This is a genomic window from Mesorhizobium sp. M1A.F.Ca.ET.072.01.1.1, from assembly GCF_004023325.1.
GTDB lineage: Bacteria > Pseudomonadota > Alphaproteobacteria > Rhizobiales > Rhizobiaceae > Mesorhizobium.
Genome location: NZ_RZSF01000576.1, coordinates 1 through 2,268, shown reverse-complemented (window position 1 = coordinate 2,268; position 2,268 = coordinate 1). Strand labels below are relative to the sequence as shown.

Genomic DNA, 2,268 nt, shown 5'->3' with positions numbered 1-2,268 from the left:
GGTTTGCTATTCGCCACGGCCTCATCGATCTCATAGAAAGCAAGTAGATCTTCGACTGTGGGACGGTCGTTCGACTCGTGAGCGGCAGGATGTGAATGATTGTGCCTAACGATCTCCCGCACATCGGGCGGCGGCACGCTTAGCGAGTTGGCGATCTGCGTCAGGCCGTCGTCATAGTCCGCATGACTTCGCGCCTTTGACGAGGGGACGGGCACGATGGTTCCAGTTGCCAACCAGGCCGGGTTAATCGCCTGGCGTAGGGCGATCGCGCATTTCTGGATGGCGATCCTTTGTATTTCCAGCCGCCCTTCGTGAGGCGCTCGGACGGCTTCTTCTTCAGATTGTGGATCAGTTGGTTGGTGTCGCTAAAGCGGAAGCCAGGGCCGTTGGTGTGCTCGAAGGCTGTAAACTCATATAGAAAAAGGCAGTTGTCTTCGGCCGTCAGTCTCGAATGATCGGCGCGATTGCTGTCATCGATTTGGCGAAAGAGGACCTTAGTCAAGATGGCTCCAGATGTCCTCCATTGAACGCACCCGGATCGCACCCTGCGCTTCGTAGGCCTGCGGCCACCTCAGGTCCTTCCGGAAGCAGGAGTCAAGAATGAATAGCTTGCGTTTTTGATACAAGGCCGCGCGTGCGTGCGTAAGCGTACCTGATGTGTCGCTCGCCTCGACAATAATCGTCGCCTCGGTCAGCGCGCTCATGGTTACGTTGCGCTCCGGGAAGAAAAGCCGATTCTGTGGGACGGCTTGAGCCGCATATCGCAGGAATGGGATTTGCGAAATCAACAAGAATTCCTTTGCGATACGATCCTGCATGTCGCGGTTCTCTTTCGGATAGTAGGTGCCAAGCGGCGTTCCGATCACGGCAATAGTGCGCCCTCCGTTGGCGATGGCGGCCTCGTGAGCGACGCGGTCGATACCAGCAGCCAGGCCAGAGACAATAGTGAACTCGTCCTTCCCATCCGGGCGCTTGCGAGCCGTCAGATCACGCGCCAATTGCTTGGCGCGCTGTTTTCCTTCATCGGTGGCGTCTCGAGCACCGACAATGGCAATGCAGCGCGTTTCCGTCAGCTCCCATACTCCTTGAAAATAAAGCAGTTCGATGGGATATTTGGCGTCACGCAGCGTTTGCGGATAGTCGGTTGCACCCTTTCGAAGCCAGAGGGCCTCGTAAGCACCTAGTTCGAGACGCGGCGAAATTGGCGAGACCGCCGGGCCGAAATTTTCTTTGCGCGCTAGATGCATTGTCGCCTCTCTCTCCTGCTCATAAAGCCTCGGCCAAATCGCAATCAGGTTCAAGAGTGTAACGTCTGATCCTCAAGGTGGCCCCTTTTGCGGCGCCATCAACTCTGGCAGTTGTTCACGCTTTGTTCGAAAGCTAAGGTCATAGCTAGCTTGAACGCGCAACGTTTACAACGGCTCTCGTACAAGAGCAGCCGAGTAAAGGCCGATTTCACATCCAATACCTCCTGGCTACAGCGAGCCGGACGAGGACGAGTCCTGGTCAAGAGAGTTTCGCAGCGCCAATCGACGTGCCAAGTGTGGCGCGTTCATCCTCGCAGCCTTCTCCAGGAAAGCATCACCGCCCTTTCGCGCCGCAGCGCCATTCTCGACAGCTGAAGTATGCCGTACTCAGCGGCGAGCATGCGCTGGCTACCCTATCGATCATCGAGATCTTGCAATATCGAGATCCTCCAATAAGGACTCGGCCACGGCCTCTTCCGCGATCGCTACGCGATGGCCTTCCATTGCGGCCGTCAGCGCCCCATCCCAGCACGCCTCGACCGCTTTCCCTCCAAGTGGGTGGGTCATGTTAGATTGCGTCCGCACGGCGGCGAGGTAGTCGATGGCGCCAAAGCGCCACGGCTCGGCGCCGTGGTCGCGCATGACGAAGTTGCCGATGCGCAATCCCGGCCAGTCGAAATCGCCATGATAGCAGAGCCTCGCCCCGGCGTGCGCCAGCTGGGACAGGAGACTTCGTTGCGCGGCCGCTGGCATGCCGTCGGTGCAGACCAGGGGCGCGCAGCCGGCGCCCAGGCTATCGGCCGCGATAGCGAGCAGGTTTGGATTTTCGCAGACATGGATCTTGCGATCCGCCACATTCCATAGAGGCGGCAAGCGCAACAACAACCGCAGCGATGCATAGGCCGGCTCTCCCGGAAGCCAGCGGTCGCTTTCGGCCTCGCGCACCGGCAGGTTAAGGAACAGGGCCGGACGAGCCAGTTCGTTGACCAGAACGCCCGCCCTTGCCCAGATGTCGCGGGCC

Annotated in this window: 3 protein-coding genes; all 3 read right to left on the bottom strand. The window is 59.0% G+C overall.

The features are described 5' to 3' along the window. The coding region (locus tag EOA32_RS39430; RefSeq protein WP_210214886.1) for a hypothetical protein at nucleotides 1-215 on the bottom strand (215 nt) is incomplete at its 3' end. Nucleotides 216-494: 279 nt separating this feature from the next. Next, the gene (locus EOA32_RS36470; RefSeq protein ID WP_128374251.1) at nucleotides 495-1,247 is read right to left on the bottom strand and encodes a DNA-processing protein DprA; all 753 of its coding nucleotides are present in this window, start codon (nucleotides 1,245-1,247) and stop codon (nucleotides 495-497) included. 420 nt (nucleotides 1,248-1,667) lie between these two features. Next, nucleotides 1,668-2,268 (bottom strand): TIGR02679 family protein (locus tag EOA32_RS36465; RefSeq protein WP_128374249.1); only part of this gene is annotated, 601 nt, incomplete at its 5' end.

Excerpts from the sequence above, each read along its gene's own strand:
- EOA32_RS36470 (WP_128374251.1), bottom strand. The coding sequence starts at position 1,247 with ATGCATCTAGCGCGCAAAGAAAATTTCGGCCCGGCGGTCTCGCCAATT.